The sequence below is a fragment of the Chryseobacterium sp. Leaf394 genome (assembly GCF_001424105.1).
In the GTDB taxonomy this organism is placed as follows: domain Bacteria; phylum Bacteroidota; class Bacteroidia; order Flavobacteriales; family Weeksellaceae; genus Chryseobacterium.
The window spans coordinates 1,613,372-1,634,882 of the sequence record NZ_LMQH01000011.1 but is presented as its reverse complement, the minus strand read 5'-3'; the positions used below and the strand labels follow the sequence as shown (position 1 = coordinate 1,634,882).

General features: G+C 37.3%; 17 protein-coding genes. 10 read left to right on the top strand and 7 right to left on the bottom strand.

Annotation, left to right across the window (positions count from 1 at the left end; translation table 11 throughout):
- Positions 1-6: 6 nt before the first annotated feature.
- Positions 7-1,602 (bottom strand): S8/S53 family peptidase, encoded by a 1,596-nt coding sequence (locus ASG21_RS12035; RefSeq protein ID WP_056080248.1) that lies wholly within the window; start codon positions 1,600-1,602, stop codon positions 7-9.
- Positions 1,603-1,773: 171 nt separating this feature from the next.
- On the opposite strand from ASG21_RS12035, the gene ASG21_RS12030 reads away from it, so the two are divergent.
- From ASG21_RS12030 to ASG21_RS12010, 5 genes are all read left to right on the top strand, one after another.
- Positions 1,774-2,901, top strand: a complete 1,128-nt coding sequence (locus ASG21_RS12030; protein WP_056080246.1) for a DegT/DnrJ/EryC1/StrS family aminotransferase — start codon at positions 1,774-1,776, stop codon at positions 2,899-2,901.
- On the top strand, positions 2,898-3,338 hold the full coding sequence (locus ASG21_RS12025) for a hypothetical protein (RefSeq protein WP_056080243.1): 441 nt from the start codon (positions 2,898-2,900) through the stop codon (positions 3,336-3,338). The genes ASG21_RS12030 and ASG21_RS12025 overlap by 4 nt, the downstream gene beginning before the upstream one ends.
- A 248-nt stretch (positions 3,339-3,586) precedes the next feature.
- Positions 3,587-4,003 (top strand): hypothetical protein, encoded by a 417-nt coding sequence (locus ASG21_RS12020; protein ID WP_128414291.1) that lies wholly within the window; start codon positions 3,587-3,589, stop codon positions 4,001-4,003.
- 66 nt (positions 4,004-4,069) lie between these two features.
- A complete protein-coding gene (gene galE, locus ASG21_RS12015) occupies positions 4,070-5,092 on the top strand; it encodes a UDP-glucose 4-epimerase GalE (RefSeq protein WP_056080236.1) in 1,023 nt (340 codons plus the stop codon).
- A gap of 16 nt (positions 5,093-5,108) precedes the next feature.
- Positions 5,109-5,564, top strand: coding sequence for an adenylyltransferase/cytidyltransferase family protein (locus ASG21_RS12010; protein WP_056080233.1), 456 nt, complete (start codon positions 5,109-5,111; stop codon positions 5,562-5,564).
- Between the two features lie 77 nt (positions 5,565-5,641).
- On the opposite strand, the gene ASG21_RS12005 is transcribed toward ASG21_RS12010, so the two are convergent.
- The 5 genes from ASG21_RS12005 to pnuC all read right to left on the bottom strand — a co-directional run bounded on the left by ASG21_RS12005 (position 5,642) and on the right by pnuC (position 11,529).
- Positions 5,642-8,155 (bottom strand): TonB-dependent receptor, encoded by a 2,514-nt coding sequence (locus tag ASG21_RS12005; RefSeq protein WP_056080231.1) that lies wholly within the window; start codon positions 8,153-8,155, stop codon positions 5,642-5,644.
- 170 nt (positions 8,156-8,325) lie between these two features.
- Entirely contained in the window at positions 8,326-9,351 is a 1,026-nt protein-coding gene (gene mltG / locus ASG21_RS12000; RefSeq protein WP_056080228.1) for an endolytic transglycosylase MltG, read from the bottom strand.
- Between the two features lie 33 nt (positions 9,352-9,384).
- Positions 9,385-10,152, bottom strand: a complete 768-nt coding sequence (gene dapF, locus ASG21_RS11995; RefSeq protein ID WP_056080226.1) for a diaminopimelate epimerase — start codon at positions 10,150-10,152, stop codon at positions 9,385-9,387.
- 93 nt (positions 10,153-10,245) lie between these two features.
- A complete protein-coding gene (locus ASG21_RS11990) occupies positions 10,246-10,857 on the bottom strand; it encodes a hypothetical protein (protein ID WP_056080224.1) in 612 nt (203 codons plus the stop codon).
- A gap of 12 nt (positions 10,858-10,869) precedes the next feature.
- Positions 10,870-11,529, bottom strand: coding sequence for a nicotinamide riboside transporter PnuC (gene pnuC, locus ASG21_RS11985; protein WP_056080221.1), 660 nt, complete (start codon positions 11,527-11,529; stop codon positions 10,870-10,872).
- A gap of 166 nt (positions 11,530-11,695) precedes the next feature.
- Between pnuC and ASG21_RS11980 the strand changes: the two genes are divergently transcribed.
- The 4 genes from ASG21_RS11980 (at position 11,696) to hemN (ending at position 16,893) form a co-directional block, all read left to right on the top strand.
- Positions 11,696-13,339: an amino acid permease gene (locus tag ASG21_RS11980; RefSeq protein ID WP_056080218.1), complete on the top strand. Its 1,644-nt coding sequence runs from the start codon at positions 11,696-11,698 to the stop codon at positions 13,337-13,339.
- Positions 13,340-13,390: 51 nt separating this feature from the next.
- Positions 13,391-14,410 (top strand): hypothetical protein, encoded by a 1,020-nt coding sequence (locus ASG21_RS11975; RefSeq protein WP_056080216.1) that lies wholly within the window; start codon positions 13,391-13,393, stop codon positions 14,408-14,410.
- 130 nt (positions 14,411-14,540) lie between these two features.
- Positions 14,541-15,434 (top strand): sialate O-acetylesterase, encoded by an 894-nt coding sequence (locus ASG21_RS11970; protein WP_056080214.1) that lies wholly within the window; start codon positions 14,541-14,543, stop codon positions 15,432-15,434.
- Positions 15,435-15,534: 100 nt separating this feature from the next.
- Positions 15,535-16,893, top strand: a complete 1,359-nt coding sequence (gene hemN / locus ASG21_RS11965) for an oxygen-independent coproporphyrinogen III oxidase (RefSeq protein ID WP_056080212.1) — start codon at positions 15,535-15,537, stop codon at positions 16,891-16,893.
- Positions 16,894-16,934: 41 nt separating this feature from the next.
- Here the strand turns inward: hemN and ASG21_RS11960 are convergent, their stop codons facing one another.
- Complete coding sequence (locus ASG21_RS11960) at positions 16,935-18,299, bottom strand: PQQ-dependent sugar dehydrogenase (RefSeq protein ID WP_056080210.1); 1,365 nt, start codon at positions 18,297-18,299, stop codon at positions 16,935-16,937.
- 207 nt (positions 18,300-18,506) lie between these two features.
- Here ASG21_RS11960 and ASG21_RS11955 point away from each other — a divergent pair, with 207 nt between their 5' ends.
- Positions 18,507-21,401 carry a protein translocase subunit SecDF gene (locus tag ASG21_RS11955; RefSeq protein ID WP_056080207.1) on the top strand — a complete coding sequence of 965 codons (2,895 nt, stop codon included), beginning with the start codon at positions 18,507-18,509 and terminating at the stop codon, positions 21,399-21,401.
- The last annotated feature ends 110 nt before the right edge of the window (positions 21,402-21,511 follow it).

Below are 21,511 nucleotides of genomic sequence, written 5' to 3'. Positions count from 1 at the left end.
ATATTTCTACTCCTTCAAAAACTTCTCGTAGAAAACACCATCCTCGGTTTGAATTTTTAAATAGTAAGTGCCTTTAGAAAAGTCAGCTACTCTGATTGATTTTTTATCCTTTTCAGTAGAAATAATTCTGCCTAAATTATCGTAAACCTGCACAGACAAAACCTCTTTTTCTGAGGCGATATTCAGTATATCCTTCACAGGATTCGGGAAGATGGCCAGTTTGTTTATCTTTACAAGTTCAGAACTGCTGAGAGTCGTATTAAAAAGGCTTCCAAAATTTAAAATTCCGTAACCCATCTGATCTGTGTAATTGGGTGCAAGTGATGCTGTTGAGCGTAATGAATTTCTCATCGTATCTCTGTTCATCGTGGGGAATGCCTGAATGAGACATGCAACGCCACCGGCAGCAACGGGCGCAGCAATTGATGTCCCTGTTACAGTTATAGTTGTGCTTCCGTTTACGGTAACTGTAGCCATTCCTCTTGCCGCAGCATCTGGTTTAATAACACCGGCAGCATTGGGTCCGTACGAAGAAAATGGCGATGAAGTTCCTGCTCCGTCCACACTTCCAATGGTGAAAACTTTGGAATTATCAGCCGGAGTAACGATATAATGCCAAGGCTGTTCGCCTGAGTTTCCTGCCGCAAAAAGCACAAAAATCCCTTTATTTACTGCGATTTCTGCTCCTCTTGCGATAAAGGAGGTTGTGCCATTCATTTGTGGGTAGGTGTAACTGTATTTCGGATCGTCGAAAATAGCATACCCCAAAGAAGTTGTAATTAAATCTACTCCCTGTCTGTCGGCTTCTTCCGCAGCCTCAATCCAGTACATTTCCTCTTCAGGAATTTCTACTGCAGCGTTTTCACTTCGGTAGAGATAAAAATCAGCATCTGGTGCAGAACCAACGAACTGATCCTGAACAAAGCCACCGATTGCTCCCAAAACTACAGTTCCGTGCGCGTTAAGGGTGGGTTCATAGATATTTGGGGTCTTGGTCACAAAGTCATAACCCGCTTTTATTTGATTATTCGTCCAAAGTCTGGAAAATGTAGTTCCGTTATCTACACTCGGAAATCCGGAATCGATAACGGCTACAGAAATTCCTGTTCCTGTATAGCCTGCTAGATGAAGCGGTTTTAAGTTGATCTGATCAATCTGATCCAGTCCGGAACCGTAATTAAAAACAGTATTGATATTTTCTGTTTCCTGAAATTTATTTTGTTGCTGAACTTTTAAGGTAAGCGAAGAATTTTTAGCAAAACTTTCCACCGACTGCACGAAAGGCAAAGCTTTGATCTGATTGACCTGTGCCTGATCGACTGTTACTGCAACACCATTCAGCCATTTGGATTTATCTGTTACTGTAACACCAAGATTTTGGATAGCCTGCACATATGTGATTTCCAAAGGTGCATCGTGATCATTAAGCGGAACACCCAAAGCGGCTCTTCTGTTAATTGATTTTTGGGTGAGTTCGGATAAAGGGTTGGCATAGAATGCTGCCTTATTCGGTTTGCCGTTAAAATACACAAAAACAAGCTCCGTTTGTGCCGAAACCGTAACTGAAAGTCCAAAAACCAAAACAAGTATAGATTTTTTCATGTATTTATTTTTAGTAAAGATAAAACAAAATGGATAAAATTTTTGACAGGATATTAAAATCCGTATTTTTACGAAAATATTTTATACAAAATCGCAGAAACTTACATTTAATCATATCCAACGTAATTCGGCGATTCTATAAGACCTTTAAAAAACAATAAAAATCTACATATGAAAAAGATTCAGATGGTTGATCTGCAAAGCCAGTATTATAAAATAAAGAACGAAGTAGACAACGCTGTACTTAATGTAATGGATTCTGCAGCTTTCATTAACGGTCCGGAAGTAAAATCTTTCCAGACCGAACTGGAATCTTATCTTGACGTAAAACACGTAATCCCCTGTGCCAACGGAACCGATGCCCTTCAGATTGCATTGATGGCTTTAGACCTGCAGGAAGGCGACGAAATCATCACCGCAGATTTTACTTTTGCTGCAACAGTGGAGGTGATTCATCTTTTGAAACTGAAGTCTGTGTTAGTAGATGTGGATTACGATACTTTTAATATTTCTCCCGAAGCCATAAAAAAAGCAATTACCCCAAGAACAAAAGCGATTATTCCTGTTCATATTTTCGGTCAGGCTGCCAATATGGAAGAGATTCTGAAAATTGCTGAAGAAAACAATCTTTTTGTAATTGAAGATAACGCTCAGGCAATCGGTTCCGATTTTACTTTTTCAGACGGTTCCGTTAAGAAAACAGGAACAATGTCAACTGTGGGAACCACTTCTTTTTTTCCATCCAAAAATTTAGGATGCTACGGCGATGGTGGTGCTATCTTCACCAATAATGACGAGCTTGCACACCGATTGAGAGGTATTGTGAATCATGGAATGTACGAAAGATACTATCACGATGAGGTCGGCGTTAATTCAAGATTAGACAGTGTACAGGCTGCAATTTTAAGAAAGAAACTTCCACATCTGGATACCTACAACGATGCAAGAAGAAAAGCCGCTGACTATTACGACGAAGCTTTTGCAGGAAACGAAAATATTCTTACTCCGAAAAGAGCAGAGCATTCAAGTCATGTTTTTCATCAGTATACTTTAAGAATTCTGAACGGACAACGTAACGATCTTCAGAAATTTCTGACTGAAAAGGAAATTCCTGCAATGATCTACTATCCTGTAGCTTTGAGAAAGCAGAAAGCTTATTATCAGGAAAGCAACGACGCCGATTTTGTAAATACAGACAAACTTCTAGATCAGGTAATTTCTCTTCCAATGCATACAGAATTGGATGATGAGCAGCTGAAGTATATTACGGACGCTGTTTTGGAGTTTATGAATAAATGAAAAATAAAGTTTTTAAGTATAAAACAGTCTATTGGATAAGTCTCTGCATCAATCTTGTCACGGTAAGTATTTTCAGCTTTTCCGTGGTTAACAGAGCTTCCGCAAATGCATTTTCAAATTTCAGAGATATTTTATTTTCGGCAACTACATTTTCAATTGCGGTTTCCTCTGCTGTTTCGCTGATTTTTCTGATCATAAAAAACAGAAAAGCAGTTAAAGCTTTTTCTGTAATGCTGATCTTTCTGCTCTCAACATTCACATTGGGAATCGTTGATTCGGTATTGGTAAGAAAAGATTTTGATTATGATGCTCTGACCGGTAATGTAATATTCTTAATATATTTGATAACCTTTGGATTTTTATGGATGGCAAACAGATGTAAAGCGGTTGATGATTTCAGAATGATTGAGATTGATGAAATTGGAGTGAAAGAATAAGCTACTTTGTCAAAGCTTTAAAGCGTGAGATGTTGCTTTGACAAAGTTTTTAGATAAAAATGAACAAACACAAATGTTGAAAAATGGAAATCAGAAACCAAAATCTGGAACCGGATTGTTTTTATCATATTTATAACAAAGGAGTAAATGGTGAAAAAACTTTTTTGTCAGATGAAAATTATAGATTTTTTCTGTCTAAAGTAAATTTTTTCCTCAGACCTGTCTGTCATATTTACGCATATTGTCTGATGTCTAATCATTTTCATCTTTTAGTTAAAATAAAATCTGAGAGCGATTTCCCTGACGAACTGAAAATAAAAAATTTTAAGGATACAGGTTTACATTCGCATGATTCATTAATAAGCAAACAGTTCAGTAAATTAATAAGTTCTTACTCGCAGGCGTTTAACCGTTTTAATAAGGTTAGAACAGGAAATTTATTTGAATCACCATTTAAAAGATTGAAGATTTCAGGGGAGGATCAGTTAAGAAATACGATTGTTTATATTCATCAGAATTGTCTGAGTATCAGTCCTGAATTAGAAAAATATAAATATTGTTCATACAGAGATATTGTATTGAAAAATAATTTCCTGATAAATCCAGGAGGTGTAATAGAGTTATTTGGAGATCCAGAAAATTTTAGATTAAATCATAATAAATAAAAAACTTTGTCAAAGCAGACAAAAACTGCTTCAAGCTTTGACAAAGTAGTAAAATAAAAAATATAAATGGCAATACTTGTTACCGGCGGACTTGGATATATTGGTTCTCACACCGTTGTAGAACTTATTAATAATAATTTTGAAGTCATTATCGTAGATGACCTTTCGCACTCGGAAAAATTTATTTTAAATAATATTGAAGAAATTACAGGCAAAAGACCGATCTTTTATCCTTTCGACTTAAAGAGAAAAGAACTTCTCAATCAGGTTTTTGATGCACACATTATTGATGGGTGCATCAATTTTGCGGCATTTAAGGCAGTGGGAGAAAGTCAGCAGAAGCCGGTTGACTACTACGAAAACAATTTGTTTTCGTTAATTAATATTCTTCAGGAATTTAAGGAAAGAAACCTTTCAAATTTTATTTTCAGTTCATCATGTACTGTTTACGGACAGGCAGATGAGATGCCCATCAATGAAAATACACCTTTGAAAATGCCTGAAAGTGTTTATGGCAAAACAAAACAGATGGGAGAAGAAATTCTCGTTGATTTTGCGAAAGCGTATAACAGAAAAATTTCACTTCTCAGATATTTTAACCCGATTGGTGCTCATGAAAGTGGTATTTTAGGTGAACTGCCGATTGGAGTTCCCAATAATCTGGTTCCTTACGTAATGCAGACAGCAGCGGGCGTTAGAGAAAAACTGAGCATCTGGGGAAATGATTACCCAACAGAAGACGGAACGGCAGTGCGGGATTACATTCACATCACCGATTTGGCGAAGGCGCATGTAGCTGCATTGAAAAAACTTTTAAATGATGATTCAGATGGTTCGGTTATTGATATTTTTAACCTGGGCACCGGCAGAGGCTCGTCTGTTTTAGAAGTTGTAACAGCATTTGAAGCAGCGAACGACGTTTCAGTTCCTTATCAGATCTGCGACCGAAGGGAAGGAGACATTACCATTGCTTACGCTAACGCCGATAAAGCAGAAGAAGAACTCAATTGGAAAGCAGAAACTCCGCTCGAAGAATCGTTGAAAACGGTTTGGGAATGGCAAAAATATTTAGAATCACGAACAAATTAAAATATAATATAAATACATGAAAACGGAAAGAATAGGCATTACATTTTCCTCATTTGATTTACTTCACGCAGGACACATTAAGATGCTGGAAGAAGCGAAAACTGTATGCGACTACCTTATTGTTGGGCTTCAGATTGACCCATCGCACGACAGACCAAACAAAAACAAACCTACGCAGACAATTGTAGAAAGGTATATTCAATTAAAAGGCGTTAGCGCTGTGGACGAGATTATTCCTTATTATACAGAAGAAGATCTTGAAGATATTTTACAGTCTTTTGTAGTTGATGTAAGAATCATTGGAGATGACTATGCAGACAGAGATTTCACAGGAAAACAGTACTGTCTTGACAATGGAATTGAAATTTTCTACAACAAAAGGGATCACAGATTTTCGACGAGTGATTTAAGAAAAAGAATCTACGAAGCAGAAAAAGCTAAAGCATTAAAAAACGAATTTGAAACAAAATAATCTTCAGATTTTAGACAAAAAAAGAGTTCGGTAACTTATGTTGCTGAACTCTTTTTTATTATTGTCAAAACCAATTTTTACATTGGTCCCTGCTGGTCATCACCCTGAGCATTGGAGTTGATGTCTTTTTTACGTTTAGGCTGATCAACTTTTTCGTTACCCTGTTTGAATCTGTAAGTGAGTGAAAGCGCAAACTGTCTTGGCTGCCACTGCATGTAAGAATCTCTTGTGAAATCAGGTCCGTAAGTGGTAGACTGCATTGCTCTTGTATTGAAAATATCCTGGATATTGAATGAAATGGTTCCGTCACCTTTCCAGATTGTTTTTGAAGCTCCGAAATTAAGAGCGTACATATCTTTTCTGTCAACACTCTGCGTTTTCTGTCCGCCTCTGTAGAATCCCTGAAACTGGAAACTTAATGTTTTATCTATTTTTACTGTAGAAGTAAGCCTTGCTCTCACTGCAAAACCATTACCTTCGAAAGACTGCGCTTTGGTCATAATAGAAGGATCAAAATAATTTCCTTTTGTATTGTAACCAAATAAGTCAACATTTCCCAGGAATTTCAACCATTTTGTGGCATCCCAGTTAAAGTTTAAATCTAAACCAAATCTGTCATCGCTACCAATATTCACTGGTTTTGTATGAAAAACCGTTGTTGGAACTCCATTGATCGGCTCTTGCTGGCTGTAGGTAATCATCTTTACATCATCAGTCTGATGTCTGAAATATAATGTAGGGTTGATGGTAAATTTACTTTTCGAGATACTGTAACCCAATTCATAAGAATCTACATAAGAAGGATTTAAATCTATGTTTCCGTCAAATATATTCTGATTATCACTGTAGCTCGGATTTGGAATCAAAAAGAATGATCTTGGTCTGTCAATTCTTCGTGAATAGTTTAGCAAAAATTGGTTGTCTTTAGAAATCTCGTAGCTCAGGAATACACTTGGGAAAAGATTATTGTAATTTTTTACAGTCGTCTTACCGTTGTTTGCTAAATTCAGATAATCGATATCAATTCTCGAATTTTCATTTCTTACCCCTAACTGATACCCCAATTTGCCAATCTTACTTTTAAATTGCAAATAACCAGCATTAAACATCTCCTCATATTTGGCTGTATATGTGTAATCATCAAGATAAAGCATAAAAGGCAGTGAAGAAGTACTTTGGGTAACCAGATTCTGATAATTGTTTGCGTTGATATCAATTCTGTACCCTGCTTCCAGCTTAGAATTTTCACCAATTGGTAATTCATAATCAGCTTTACCTATTAAAGTTTTATTTCTTGTTTTCTGCCCAATAATATTCTGTAAATCGAAGTTATTGTTTTGCGTCTGAAAAATGTCGCTGTCGTTGTTTGATCTGTTGCTCTGTAAGCTTAGAGATAAAGCTAAATTCTGTCCTTTATCATCAAATTTATGGTCTAAACCAAAATCCCCCTGAAATGCTAAATTGTTATTGGTTCCGTTGCTCGTTCTGTTACGTGTTGTGATAGCGTTGTCAAACCCGTAATTTACATAATCAATATTTCCAATGTTAGTGCCATCAAAAGTTCGTAATGTACCTGATGCATTGATGGATGTTTTTTCGGTTAGATCAACAACAAGTCCTGCTGTTGCATTATAGTTGTCGTTTTTACTTTTTGAAATAGATTCATTGTGAGTTTCTCTGAAATCACCGGTTGTAAGATATGCATTGTTTCTTTGGGTATTCTTAGATTCTCTGTAACCACCGCCACCATTCAGAAACCATGTGAAATTTCCTTTTCTCCAACTTAGATTGGTATTTAGGTTTGTCTGAGGAAGATATCCCAAAGTACCGATTACGCTTCCGTTGAAACCGGTTTTTTTGGATTTCTTTAAAATAATATTTAAAATACCGGCTGTTCCGCTGGCTTCAAATTTAGAAGAAGGATTGGTAATCACCTCAATTCTTTCAATCTGATCTGCAGGAATACTTTGTAAAGCATTTGCACCGTCATCAATTCCGAGAAGGGCAGAAGGTTTTCCGTTAATTAAAAAACGGACGTTGGAGCTTCCTCTCATCGATACGGTACCGTCTGTATCCACAGAAACGGAAGGAACGTTTGATAATACATCCTGCAAACTTCCCCCTTTGCTTACGATGTCCTGAGATGGATCGTAAGTTCTTTTGTCCAGTTCAACTTTATAAGGTTTTGTAGTTGCTGTTATCACAACTCCCTGAATGTCCTGTGTTTTTGCGTTGGTAGATGTTGCTTCAGGCTCGATAGAAAGAGCGCCCACATTTCCTGCTGTAGCAATCTGTTTGTTGAAGGTACCTTTCTTATAATCTATTGCCTCGATGGTAATGTCATAATTACCGGGCGTAATATCCATTACGTATTGTCCTTTTTCGTCGGTTAGTGCTCCTTCGCTCAGCGCCTTATTTGTTTTGTGAACAAATGTGACCGAAGCATAAGGCACAGGTTGATTATCTTTGCTTACAACAGATCCTGTCACGTTTACTTTATCCTGTGCAAAGGCAAGCGCCGCTGCAGACAGAACGAAGGTCAGTCCCAGAGTCTTTTTTGTAAACAGACTGATGATTTCAGTTTGATTCATAAAATTTTAATTGTATACAGAATGCAAAAATTTCAGTCAAAATAAAAATTATTGTCAGAAAAAAAAATTAATGCAGACCTGCTTAGTTAGTTTATTATTATAGTCTATTAGACGGATTTTAACCCAAATTGTTAAATTAAAAATTGTTAAAAAAAGGTTAAAAATTTTTCTTATTTGATATTTCTCGAGTTTAGCCAATCCTGATACACTTTCGCGTTTGCAGCATGTTCTTCGGCATTGTCGGTGAATTTGTGAAGTCCGGGTCTTGAAGGATCAGCACACATAAAAATGAAATCGTTTTTTTCGGCATTCAGCACAGCGTCGACAGAATTTTTGTCTGTAATACAAATCGGTCCCGGAGGAATTCCTTTGTTAGCATATGTATTAAACGGCGATGGAGTAGATAGGTGTTTATACAAAACTCTTTTAATAGATTCCTTAAAATTATTCTGCTTGTTCATCGCATAAATAACCGTTGGGTCACTCTGCAGTTTCATATCTTTCTTATAACGGTTAAGATAAAGGCCTGCAATGGTTTTCATCTCATCCGGTTTCCCTCCTGATTCTTTAAAAACGATAGATGCCAAAGCATAAATCTGATCTCTGCTCAATCCCGACTGAGCTTCCTTTGCTTTTCGTTCGGCATTCCAGAATTCTTTATACTGATCATCAAATTTTTTAAAAAACTCGGCAGGCGTTACCGTCCAGTAAAAGTTGTAGGTATCAATAAAAAAATGTTTTTTCAAATCTTCCGCAGATGTATAGCCCTTATCAACAGCAATTTTGTTAAGTTCGTTGACGAATTTTAAAGAATCTGTTTCAGTTTTTTTGGTAACCTTACCAACCATTTGATAAACATCACCGAAGTCGCCGATTCTGAAAGAGTTTTCACTCTGGTTTCCAGCTTTTATCATATTTACCAAATCTGAATTTCCCATTCCTTTTTTGAAATGATAACGTCCGGGTTTGAAATTTTTCGGAAGATCTTTTTCAGTTGCAACCGATTCAAATGCAGCTTTGTCATCCACATATTTTGCAGCAGAATCTACAATTTGCTTAAATTCTGCTCCATGAGGAATCAAAACATAGCCATCTTTCTGGATGTTGTTTCCGTAATTTTTTTTGTAAAATTTAAAACCGAAAAATCCACCGACAACAATCAGTAGAAGTACAACGATGATAACTGCTTTTCTCATAATAAATAAATCGGTAATTGTGTTTTTGATTTTTTAAAATTTAATTTCTCCGCTGAAAACCTGTTTTGCAGGACCTTCCAGCCAAATATTTTCGAATGATTCTCCGTTTTTCTCTGCGTAAACCTTCAGATCACCACCCAGAGTTTTTACTGCAATTTCCTGAGCTGAATTTTTGTCAAGATAAGTCAGGGCTGCTGCAGTAACGCCTGTTCCGCAACTGTAGGTTTCATCTTCAACACCTCTTTCATAAGTACGGACAAAAATCTGTTCATCTGAAATTTCTTCCACAAAATTAACGTTGATTCCTTCCTTATTATAATTTTCAGAATATCTGATGGCTTTTCCGTTTTCAAAAACATTCACGTCTGCAATGTCATTTACGTATGTGATGTAGTGGGGTGAACCGGTATTTAAAACCGAATCATTACCGTCTTTTGAAATCGTTTTTACATCGCTCATTTTCAGTTTAACAATTTCTCCGCTAATTTCAGCTTCGTGAATACCATCGATAGCAGTAAAAACAGTTTTAGAATCATTAAATATTCCTAAAAAATGGGCAAATGCCACTGAGCAACGTGCTCCATTTCCACAAAAACTTTTTGATCCGTCAGAGTTGTAATAATCAACTTCAAAATCTACATCTTCTGCAGTATTAATTTTTATTAAACCATCTGCACCAATCCCAAAACGGCGGTCACAGAGTTTGGTAATCGCAGCTGTAGAAAGATTATTCCATTCTCCCGAACGGTTGTCGAGCATAATAAAGTCGTTTCCTGTCCCCTGATATTTGTAAAATTTCATCGTGATTATTTTAGTCTCAGATAGCCTGCAAAATTACGCATAATAAAACAAAAAGCGAACGGCCAAAGACCGTTCGCTTTTTATTTAGAATTATTATCGTCTGAATCCGTTTCCGTTTGTACTTCCGTTGTTCGGAGTCGAATTCTGTCGGTTACTGTCCGTTCCGTTTCTGAATCCTCCTGAATTCTGATTCGTATTGGTATTCGGAGCAGGAGTTGTCGTGTTGTTTCTGAAACCGCCATTGTTTCTCGGCTGTGTCTGCTGATTCTGCTGCGGTTGTCTGTTGTTTCTGAATCCACCATTATTTCTTGGCTGCGACTGCTGGTTTTGCCGATTATTTCTGAAGCCTCCGGTATTTTGTCGTGGATTATTATTTGTATTGGAGTTAGGATTGTTGAAACCGTAATTTCCAGATCTCGTCCCGGTATTCGGAGCTGCATTTCTTTCTACATAAACCTTCTGTCTGTTATTTCCATAGAAATAGTATGGTCTTCCCTGATCATAATAATAATGAATATCATTTCTGTAATAATATCCGTCATTACCCCAATATCCTCCGTCTCCGTAGTAATTTCCCGGCGCATAATAAGCCCCGTTATTCATATAAGGATCACCATATCCGGCACCCTGGTCGCTGTACACTGTACATGAACTCAAACTTATAAAAGCGAAGACGCTTAGCGAAATTTTTATTAAATTTTTCATCGTATTTAAATTTTACTGTTTTAAACTTTTATTCCAGGCAATCAGTCCGTTGATTGCCATGAAGGTAAATACCAAATATTGCACCGAAGTAATTCCCAGCTCCTTATAGAGCATCATGGGAATGCAGATGAGATCTCCGAGAATCCAAAAATACCAGCTTTCGACGCGTCTTTTTGCCATCAGCCACATTCCAATTAGGAATACTGAAGTTGTTACAACGTCAAGCCAGTTGCCCCAGTCAAGATGGTAAAGACCAAAACGTATTCCGTCAGAAGAGAAATTATTATCTATCAAAGGTTTGTAATAATAAACAGCTGTAACCAACAGCATACTTACAGCAAACAGAATAACGCTGTACAACCAATCTCTTTTTGTAGCCTTCTGAACAACCACGTGGATATGGTCATCCGAATTTTTAGACCATAAAATCCACCCGTAAATACTCATTACTGTATAATAAACATTGATGAGGCAGTCACCCAAAAGACCAAAATTAAAAAGAATGTAGACGTAAATGACTGTGGAGATAATTCCCGTAGGGTAGAGCCATATATTTTTTTTAACCGATAGGTAGACACTCACAATTCCTAAAATACAGGCAATAGATTCCAATACAATCTGTCCGTAAGTGTAGGTCTCATAAGGTTTTAGAAAGAGCTCGTAGAAATTCATCGCTTCAAAAATACGCAAAAAAAATATTCGTTGAAATATTTTTAAAACTTGTGAAAATCAATTTTTTATGGTTGATAATTAAAGTTTTTGTTCTAAAAATTAGCAACAAACGTTAATTTCTCTAAATTTTTTATACTTTCGTAAATCTTTAATTAAATTAAATTATATGTCTAAAATTTGGGCTAAAAAGCCAATGAGTGCTTATGAAGCTGATATTCAGAAGAGCGAGCTCAAGCGTGTCTTGGGGAAATGGAGCCTTACTGCCATCGGAATCGGAGCTATTATCGGAGGAGGTATTTTCGTACTTACAGGTACCGGTGCTTACTACAATGCCGGACCAGCCTTAGCACTATCGTTCGTTATTGCAGGTATTGCCTGCGTTTTTGCTGCTTTATGTTACGCGGAATTCGCATCTATTCTTCCTGTTGAAGGTTCTGCTTACGCTTATGCTTACGGAACTGTAGGAGAAATTTTTGCATGGATCATCGGCTGGGGACTGATCCTCGAATATGCCATGGGATCTATGACGGTAGCCGTATCATGGTCAGGATATTTCGGAAAATTACTGAAAATGTTTGGCCTTCATTTACCTTACTGGATGACTACCGATCCCGGAACTGCTCACAAAGCGTTCGGTGAAGCTACAAAACAGATTGCGGAAGGAAAACTGCCTGCAGACAAATTATTAGGTTTTAAGGAGACTATTGCTAATTTCAACGCTGCACCAGAGATTGCAAATTTTAAACTTTTCTTAAATCTTCCGGCTTTAGCAATCGTTCTTTTTGTAATCTGGATTTTATTAAGAGGAACAAAAGGAGCTGCAAAAGCAAACAACTTTATTGTAATTCTAAAGGTTTCTGCAATTATCTTTGTAATCATAGCCGGATTGTTTTTCATCAATGTTGAAAACTGGACACCATTTATTCCTGATGCTACAACCATCACTGAAAACGGAGTTACCCACAATGCCTACGGCGTTGCCGGAATTGTTGCGGGAGCATCTGCAATTTTCTTTGCATACGTTGGGTTTGATGCAGTTTCTACGCAGGCTGGGGAAGCGATTAATCCTAAAAAAGATGTACCGTTTGCCATTATCACTTCACTGATTATCTGTACTGTATTATATATTTTGGTATCACTTGTTCTTACGGGAATGATGCATTACTCAGATTTCAATCCTTTAGGGAAATATCCTGATGCGATTAAAGCACCTGTGGCTTATGCATTCGATATTGCTGGTCAGGCATGGGCTGGTTACATCATCACCATCGCTGCTACAGTAGGTTTGATTTCTGTATTGATGGTAATGATCATGGGACAGTCAAGAATCTTTCTTGGAATGTCTAAGGATGGTCTTATCCCTGCTACTTTTTCTAAAGTAAATCCTGTTTCAGGAGTGCCAAGAAAAAACCTGATGATTTTGGGGACTGTGATTGCAATCGTTGCATCACTTACTCCAATCAACGACCTGGCACACATGACGAGCTTCGGAACTTTATTCGCATTCACAATGGTTTGTGTAGCGGTTTGGGTTTTGAGAGTGAAAGAACCTAATATGGTAAGAAGCTTCAAAGTTCCTGCACTGCCTGTAATTGCTTGTTTGGGAATCGCGATCAACGTTTACCTTATTTTTAACCTTAGCAAAGAAGCACAGATGTATTCTTTCGGATGGTTGATCATTGGTTTTATTATTTACTTCCTTTATAGTAAAAGAAATTCAAAACTGCAGAATGGCGGTTATGGCGAAACTTTTAAAGCTGAACAAAAACCTTTGGAAGATGTAGACATCGATATTGACAATAAAAAATAAATTTTAAATTCCGCCTAGTGCGGAATTTTTTTTTGACTAAATTTGAGTATTATGAAAAAATTAATTACCACAACGTTCCTCACGGTTTCTCTGTTCTCATCTGCTCAGAAGATCGAAAGTTTTGAAAACATATTAACCGATGAGATCAGCATCAGAGCGCTGGAAATCTACGACGGTAAAATCTGGTACAGCGGAACTGAGTCTAAATTTGGTTTTGTAGATCTGAAAAATCCTGCAAATAAAAAGCAGATTGCCCTTTCAGAAAAACAACTTCAGTTCCGGACTTTAGCGCAGGATCAGAATTCGTTTTACACGATTAATATTGAAAGTCCGGCTCAGTTTTTTAAAATCGATAAAAAATCGCTGAAGTACCAGGTTGTTTATAAGGACACAGCCAAAACTGCATTTTACGATGCTTTGTATTTTCATAAGAATAAGTTCTATGCATTTTCAGATCCTTCGGAAGATTTAAATTTAAAGCTGATGGATTTTAAAATGGTAAAAGGAAAATTTATGACTAAAAAATATCCGCACCTGAAGATGAAGACTGGCGAAGCGGCTTTTGCATCGAGCAATACCAACATTTCGGGTGGGGAAAATTTTCTTTGGGTAGCAACAGGCGGAAATTCATCAAGAGTTTTAAGATTAAATCTCAAAAACGATAAACTGGAAGCCTTCGAAACACCTTTTGTTCAGGGGATTTCTTCTCAGGGGATTTACTCAATAGATTTTGCAGGAGATAAATTTGGCATTGCTGTCGGAGGAGATTACACAAAACAAAATGAAAACATCAACAACATTGCGACCTCCCCCGATGCAGGGAAAACATGGCAGATTCAGGCTTCAGGAAACAACGCAGGCTACACCACCTGTGTGAAAATTAAACCCAATTCAAAAGGAAAAGAAATTATTTCCGTTGGTGATCAGCATATTTCATATTCATCAGACTTCGGAAAAACATGGAAGAAGATTTCAGATGAAAAAGGTTTTTTTGTCTGCAAATGGGTAGATCAAAATACAGTTGTTTTCGCGGGAAAAGATAAAATTTCTTTAATGAAGCTTAAATTTTAAAATGTTTAAATAATATTAATGTGATCGGGAGATTTTTATTTTTTCACAAAAATCCAATCCAGAAGAAACAATCATTTCAGATTTTCGCAAAGTGAAATCAATGCTAAATTTTTCATTCAATTAAATTTCAATGGGCAGACTCAAAATATTTCTTCTTTTAATAATTCCCACCGTTTTTCAGGCTCAAAAAATCAGGGTTTTTGTTTTGGCAGGTCAATCTAATATGAACGGTTTCGGTTACAATAAAGATTTACCGAACGATTTAAAAACTTTCAAAGACGTTTATATTTTTCATGGAAATTCGGTTCCTGATGGTGAAATAAATGGAGGTCTGGGAAAATGGGAAGTCCTGAAACCCGGCCACGGAACAGGATTTATATCAGATGGAAAAACCAATTTACTTTCAGACAGATTTGGTTTAGAACTTACTTTTGCGAAAAAGATGAAAGAACTTTTCCCAAATGATAAAATCGCACTGGTAAAGTATGCCAGGGAAGGGACTTCCATCGACAGTCTTGCAGCAGGAAATTTTGGGTGTTGGGACGCAGATTTCAATGGTAGGAATGGAATTAATCAGTACGATCATTTTCTAAAAACGCTGAGTTTGGCTTTGGAAGAATCGGATATTGATAAAGATGGTAAAAAAGATGAGATCATTTCTTCAGGAATTTTGTGGATGCAAGGCGAAAGTGACGGAGGTCTTTCCAAAGAGGTTGCAGAAAAATATTACGGTCACCTTCACGATCTTATGAATTTGATGCGCGCTTCGTTGCGAAAAGATGACATTGCTGTTGTGATTGGAAAAATTTCAGACTCTGGGAAAAATGAAAATGGCAAAGTTTGGGCTTTTGGTGAAATCATTCAGGAAGCTCAAGAAAAATTTGTAAAAACTGATAAAAAAGCAGCCATTGTTCGTTCCACAAAAAAATATCTATACAGCGATACCTGGCATTATAACAGCGCAGGATATCTGGATTTGGGAGAAAAATTCGCCGAAGAAGTATTTAGACTGATTACAAAATAAGATTTCGGTGAAAGGCTAACAACTGTCATTCTTTGTATATCGGCATTAATGAGTAATTTTGCATATCTGTTTTGATGACAGGTGTGCAAATTTTTTTTACATGAATTCTTTAGTCGATAAATATAATATTCCCGGACCCCGTTATACTTCTTATCCTACCGTTCCTTATTGGGATGAGAGCAGTTTTTCGCCGGAAACGTATAAGGAAACGGTGATCAGATCTTTTAACGAATCCAATTCTGAAGAAGGGATTTCCATTTACATTCACCTTCCTTTTTGTGAGGCTTTATGTACATTTTGTGCCTGCCACAAGAGGATTACAAAGCAGCACAGCGTTGAAATTCCGTATCTGGAATCGGTTTTAAAAGAATGGAATTTGTATTTAAAACTTTTCAGTGAAAAACCAAAACTTAAAGAACTTCACCTGGGTGGCGGAACTCCTACATTTTTTTCTCCGGCAAATCTGAAAACGATGCTTCAGGGTATATTTGAAACTGTAGAGATTGCCGAAGATCCTGAGTTTTCTTTTGAAGGTCATCCGAATAATACAACACGCGAGCATTTGCAGACTTTGTACGATCTCGGTTTCAGAAGAGTGAGCTTTGGTGTTCAGGATTATGATCCGAAGGTACAAAAAGCCATCAATAGAATTCAGTCCTACGAAAAAGTAAAAGAAGTAACAGAATTTGCAAGGGAAATTGGTTATCGTGGAATAAGTCATGATTTGGTGTTCGGTCTTCCGCATCAAAACTGGGAAGTGATGGAAAATACCATCCGTAAAACAATGGAACTGAAACCGGACAGACTTGCTTTTTATTCCTACGCACATGTGCCATGGATAAAAGGTGTGGGCCAGAGAGGTTTTGACGAAAATGACCTACCGAGCGGTGATGAGAAAAGACGTCTGTATGAAAATGGGAAAAAATTACTTGAAGATTTAGGCTACATCGAAGTTGGAATGGATCATTTTGCTCTGGAACACGACGATCTCTATCAGTCGATGAAACAGGGTAAGCTTCACAGGAATTTCATGGGTTATACTTCAAGCAAAACACTTCTGATGGTTGGTTTGGGGATGTCTGCCATTTCAGATTCGTGGTATGCCTTTGCCCAGAATGTAAAGACAGTGGAAGAGTATCAGAAAATGGTCGGGGAAGGTGAAATTCCGGTGGTGAAAGGCCATATTCTGAATCAGGAGGATCTTTCGGTGAGGCGTCATATTTTAAATTTAATGTGTCAGCTCGAAACTGAATTTACCGACACGAATTCTTTCCCAGAACTCAAAAATTCGCTGCATATGCTTTCTGAAATGCAGAATGACGGTTTGGTTGAAGTATACGACACCAGAGTGAAAATAACTGAAAAAGGCCGTGCTTTCACAAGAAATGTTGCGATGGTTTTTGATCTCAGAATGATGAGAAACAAACCTGAAACAAGAATTTTTTCAATGACGATATAAATAAAAAGCGATTCCTGAAAGAATCGCTTTTTACATTCATTTTATTTAATGATGATTCTCTGACTGTGAGATTTCAAATCGCCATTTTTCAAGATTAAATAATAAACTCCCGCAGGAATTCCTGAAATGTCGATCCCATTTTCGTGGTCGATAACTTTCTGTTCCAAAACTTTTATTCCTTCGCTGCTCATCAGTTCGGCACTCATATTCTGAAGATTATAGGCGTTTACAAATATCCTTTCTGATGCAGGATTCGGATAAACTTTAATTCCTTCATCATATAACATATTTTCATCCGTTGCTAAAGTTCCTGACTGTATTTTAAAAATTTTTCCGCTGGTTACCGCAGCTACGTAAAGCTCTTTTTGTGAATCCTGCCCGAATGTTGAAAAATTATTTCCTGTAAAAGCTGGCGTCCATGTGATAGAATTATCAGAATTCAGCATTCCAATTTGAGTAGAGCAGTAATCTGCAAAAAAGTATTTTCCCTGCAATGCAGGATTGGCAGTTCCGCGGTAGACATATCCTCCAGTAATAGAGCATTTTCCGCCTGTATGATCATAGACAGCAACCGGGAAAGTCATTGAACTCTGTGGGTCGCATCCTCCAGTGTTGAAATTACCATTACCTTCATAACATCTCCAGCCATAATTGATTCCCGCCTGGGTAATCGGCATCGAATTTATTTCTTCGAAAACACCCTGTCCAACATCGGCAATCATCGCATTTCCCGTGGTCAGATCAAATGAGAATTTCCATGCATTTCTCAATCCGTAAGACCAGACTTCATCTGCACCATCAATTCCAACAAAAGGATTTCCCGGAGGAATATTGTATGGCCCCGTTGAATTAATGTCTAATCTCAACATTTTTCCCAGTAACGAATTCTTATTCTGGGCATTATTATTCGGGTCGCCGCCACTACCGCCATCGCCTGTTACAACCCAAAGGTATCCATCCGGAGCAAAGTGAATGCTTCCACCATTATGATTATCAAAAGGTTTTGGAATACTGATTATAATTTTCTCTGTCGAGGCATTTGCAACATCCGGATTTGAACTTACCGTGTATCTCGCAACAGTAAGATTACCGGCAGTATCATTGTAAAAAACAAAGAAAAAACCGTTGGTGGCATACTGCGGGTGAAAGGCGAGTCCCAAAAGTCCCCGCTCACCACCATAAGTGATTTTCGAACCGATATTGAGAAAGTTCGTACCGTTTGTAACTCCATTAGGTTGAAGTATTTTGATGATACCATCCTGCTGAACGACAAACAGCCTGGTGTCATTAGCATTTACAATCTCCACAGGGGCAGTGAAACCTGTAGCAAACTCCTGCAAAGTGATACTTTGTGCAGATATAAGTGACAAACAAATAATGCCCGCCGCAAAAAGTAGTTTTTTCATAATAATTTGGATTTTAGTGTGTTAAATTATTGATGAAAAATCTGTACCATTTGAATTATTTAAAGAAAATAATATAGAAAGTATTTTTAAGAGGCTCAGAATACTGTCAATTTATCTGAAAATAAACGATTTCTGTTGTTAAAAAGTCAAAAAAAATACAATTAAATTGTTATATTTGCCGACTTAATTTAACGTAGTTACAATAAAATGCAAGGAAAAGGACTTATTACAATTATTGCTATTGTCCTCGGGTTGATTTGCTTAAATGAGCTAATACCAACCTGGTACGCCAGTAAAATTGAATCGCAGATCGAAGCTGCGAATGGGAACGAGAAGGAAATCAAGAGACTGAAAGAGCAGACTCTGAATCTTGGTTACACAGAGCTTACGTACGCTAAAGCCAAAGACAAGGAGATGAAATTGGGTCTCGACCTTAAAGGTGGGATCAACGTTCTTTTGGAAATCAATCAGAGAGATCTGGTAAATGATTTAACCAACTATTCTACAAATGCTGTGCTGATCGAAGCTTTGAACAAGACAGATGAAGCGCAGAAAAACTCTACAAAATCTTACATCGACAACTTTTTTGATCAGTTTGAGGCTGTAAACAAAGCAAGAGGCGCAAATCTGAAACTTGCAGACGCAGAAATTTTCGGAAATACAAATCTTCAGGAAATCAAGCACAATACTACAGACGATCAGGTAAAAAGCATCGTAAAAAAGAGAATTGATCTTTCTGTAGATGCCGCTTTTGAGGTAATCAGAACGAGAATTGATAAGGTTGGTGCTATTCAGCCAAACGTTCAGAGAGTGCCTGGTACAGCCAGAATTTCTGTTGAAATGCCAGGTATGAAAGACAGAGATAAAGTGAAGAAAATGCTTCAGACTTCTGCAAAGCTTCAGTTTTGGGAAGTGCAGCAGGCTCAGGAAGTTGTTCCTTATTTCCAGTCATTAAGCACAATGATCTCTGCTAAAGGTGATTCTATCGGGATTTCTAAGAAAACCGATTTAATGAAACTTTTACAGTTCGAAAAACTTCAGTCTAACGGAGTGGGAAACATCAAAATTTCTGATACTGCGACTGTAAACAAAATTTTAAGAAGCAAAGTGGCGCAGTCTTTAAGACCTGCCAACCTTAAATATACTCAGTTCCTTTGGGGATATAAGCCTGAAGCTACATCTCCGGATGATCTTGTGCTTTATGCTATCAGAGGAAATATTAACCAGAAAGCACCGGTAGACGGAGCAGTGGAAACAGCAAAAATCAGCTACGATGATCTTGGAAGAGTAGTAGTAGATATGCAGATGGATTCTAAAGGTGCTAAAGAATGGAAAACTTTAACCGAGAAAAACGTTGGAAGACCGGTAGCAGTAACGCTTGACGGAAATGTATATACAGCACCAAATGTTGTAAATGCTATTCCAAACGGTAGAACTCAGATCTCAGGAAACTTCTCTCAGGAAGAAGCCAAAGAATTGGTTGACGTTTTGGGAGCAGGTAAACTTCCTGCAGGTGCGAAAGTGGTTCAGGATACGGTTGTTGGTCCTTCATTGGGTCAGGAATCTATTGATGCGGGGATGATGTCTTTTGGAATTGCATTCCTTATTATCATCGTTTATATTATTTTCTATTACGGTGGAGCTGGTGTTTATGCGGTTATCGCGATGATCATCAACTTATTCTACATTTTCGGAATTATGGATTCCGGTGACTTCACGTTAACGCTTCCAGGTATCGCAGGTATGGTACTTACTATGGCGATGGCCGTGGATACGAACGTAATTATTTATGAAAGAACGAAAGAAGAACTTTTCGCCGGAAAAGGTATTCTTCAGGCCTATAAAGACGGATTTAAACATGCATTAAACGCAATTATCGATGGTCACCTTACCACTTTACTTACGGCAGCAGTTTTATTCTTCTTCGGAACGGGTCCTATCAAAGGATTTGCGATCACTTTAGGTATTGGTATCATCATGACTTTATTCACGTCGGTAGCATTATCAAGAGTAATGATTTTCTCAAGACTTGAAAAAGGGAAAGGACTTTCAGTTTGGACGGCTCCTACGAAAAATCTATTCAGAAATACGTGGATTGACTTTATTGGAAAGAGAAAAATTGCTTATTCAGTTTCAGTTATTTTAACAATTGTCAGCTTAGTTTCAATCTTTACCAACGGTTTTAAATACGGAATCGACTTTACTGGAGGTAGAAATTATGTGGTAAGATTTGATAAAAACGTGAGTGCTGAAGATGCTGAAGAAAGTTTAGTGAAACTTTTCAAAACTGAAGACGGGAAAAATTCTTCTGTTGAGGCAAAAACTTTCGGTAACGACAGACAGTTGAAAATTTCTACAGATTATCTTTTCGAAGACGAATCTCTGAAAGCAGATCAGACTGTGGAAAATAAATTATATGAAGGTTTAAAAGCAAATCTTCCTGCTAACCTTACTTTAGAAGAATTCAAATCTGCAGATAAAGATCACGCAGGAATTGTTTCATCAGAAAAAGTAGGGCCTACTGTAGCTGACGATATCAAAACACACGGTATTTTAGCAGTTGTTGCTGCATTGGCAGGTATCTTTATTTATATTTTAATCAGATTCAGAAAGTGGCAGTTCTCTTTGGGAGCAGTTGTTGCCCTTTTCCACGATGCGGTAATTATTTTGGGAGCGTATTCATTGCTTCACAATATTATGCCTTTCAACATGGAAATCAATCAGGATTTTGTTGCAGCAATTCTTACAGTATTGGGTTATTCAATCAACGATACGGTAATTATCTTCGACAGAATCAGGGAATATTTAAGAGAGAAAAAATCAGTTACATTGGCAGGTTTGTTTGATGACTCTATCTCAAGTACTTTAGGTAGAACGTTCAATACAACTTTCACTGTATTATTGGTAATTCTTGCGATCTTCATCTTTGGTGGAGATAACCTTAAAGGATTCATGTTTGCCTTGTTGATCGGTATCGGTTTCGGTGCTTACTCATCAGTATTCATTGCATCAGCAATCGCTTACGACTTCCTGAAAACAGGTAAGGAAGAAGATGTAAAAGGAAAATCTACTTCTGATAAAGAAGTATTGACTTCAAAATAAATTTAACTACAATTAAGTTATACAGACTGTCTTTTTTTAAAGGCAGTCTTTTTTTTATTTAAATTGAATCTAAATGCAAAATTAAACACCGCACATTTTCAGTTTTCAGT

What these genes read in the sequence shown, in the direction of transcription:
- ASG21_RS12035 (WP_056080248.1), bottom strand. Translation starts at nt 1,602, where the DNA reads ATGAAAAAATCTATACTTGTTTTGGTTTTTGGACTTTCAGTTACGGTT.
- ASG21_RS12030 (WP_056080246.1), top strand. Translation starts at nt 1,774, where the DNA reads ATGAAAAAGATTCAGATGGTTGATCTGCAAAGCCAGTATTATAAAATA.
- ASG21_RS12025 (WP_056080243.1), top strand. Translation starts at nt 2,898, where the DNA reads ATGAAAAATAAAGTTTTTAAGTATAAAACAGTCTATTGGATAAGTCTC.
- ASG21_RS12020 (WP_128414291.1), top strand. Translation starts at nt 3,587, where the DNA reads ATGTCTAATCATTTTCATCTTTTAGTTAAAATAAAATCTGAGAGCGAT.
- galE (WP_056080236.1), top strand. Translation starts at nt 4,070, where the DNA reads ATGGCAATACTTGTTACCGGCGGACTTGGATATATTGGTTCTCACACC.
- ASG21_RS12010 (WP_056080233.1), top strand. Translation starts at nt 5,109, where the DNA reads ATGAAAACGGAAAGAATAGGCATTACATTTTCCTCATTTGATTTACTT.
- ASG21_RS12005 (WP_056080231.1), bottom strand. Translation starts at nt 8,155, where the DNA reads ATGAATCAAACTGAAATCATCAGTCTGTTTACAAAAAAGACTCTGGGA.
- mltG (WP_056080228.1), bottom strand. Translation starts at nt 9,351, where the DNA reads ATGAGAAAAGCAGTTATCATCGTTGTACTTCTACTGATTGTTGTCGGT.
- dapF (WP_056080226.1), bottom strand. Translation starts at nt 10,152, where the DNA reads ATGAAATTTTACAAATATCAGGGGACAGGAAACGACTTTATTATGCTC.
- ASG21_RS11990 (WP_056080224.1), bottom strand. Translation starts at nt 10,857, where the DNA reads ATGAAAAATTTAATAAAAATTTCGCTAAGCGTCTTCGCTTTTATAAGT.
- pnuC (WP_056080221.1), bottom strand. Translation starts at nt 11,529, where the DNA reads ATGAATTTCTACGAGCTCTTTCTAAAACCTTATGAGACCTACACTTAC.
- ASG21_RS11980 (WP_056080218.1), top strand. Translation starts at nt 11,696, where the DNA reads ATGTCTAAAATTTGGGCTAAAAAGCCAATGAGTGCTTATGAAGCTGAT.
- ASG21_RS11975 (WP_056080216.1), top strand. Translation starts at nt 13,391, where the DNA reads ATGAAAAAATTAATTACCACAACGTTCCTCACGGTTTCTCTGTTCTCA.
- ASG21_RS11970 (WP_056080214.1), top strand. Translation starts at nt 14,541, where the DNA reads ATGGGCAGACTCAAAATATTTCTTCTTTTAATAATTCCCACCGTTTTT.
- hemN (WP_056080212.1), top strand. Translation starts at nt 15,535, where the DNA reads ATGAATTCTTTAGTCGATAAATATAATATTCCCGGACCCCGTTATACT.
- ASG21_RS11960 (WP_056080210.1), bottom strand. Translation starts at nt 18,299, where the DNA reads ATGAAAAAACTACTTTTTGCGGCGGGCATTATTTGTTTGTCACTTATA.
- ASG21_RS11955 (WP_056080207.1), top strand. Translation starts at nt 18,507, where the DNA reads ATGCAAGGAAAAGGACTTATTACAATTATTGCTATTGTCCTCGGGTTG.